1 protein-coding gene is annotated in these 236 nt (G+C 64.4%); it reads right to left on the bottom strand.

The window, feature by feature from the left end; genetic code table 11:
* Nucleotides 1-236, bottom strand: a 236-nt coding sequence (locus CH341_RS33460; RefSeq protein WP_146604845.1) for a RidA family protein, incomplete at both ends; no start/stop codon positions are given.

The following is a 236-nucleotide window of genomic DNA, read 5'->3' as shown; positions in this document are numbered from 1 at the left end:
GAACGGGAATGCGTCCCGCGCTCGCCCAGGACCTCTACGAGGAGATCGGAGGCGCCGTTGATCACGAGATGCTGTTCGGTGAACGACGGATCGCTGGCCACGAAGCCGGTGATCTTCACAAGAGCACCGAGCCTGTCCCAATCGCCCTCGAGTGCGGCACTGATCTGCGCCAGAATATTGATGGCGCACAGACGGGCTGCCTTTTGGCCGTCCGCCACCGCGAGTGCGCCGCCGAG

Origin of the sequence: Rhodoplanes roseus (assembly GCF_003258865.1) — a bacterium.
In the GTDB taxonomy this organism is placed as follows: Bacteria; Pseudomonadota; Alphaproteobacteria; order Rhizobiales; family Xanthobacteraceae; genus Rhodoplanes; species Rhodoplanes roseus.
The sequence above is the reverse complement of the archived record's forward strand: the minus strand, read 5'-3'. Positions and strand labels throughout refer to the sequence as shown.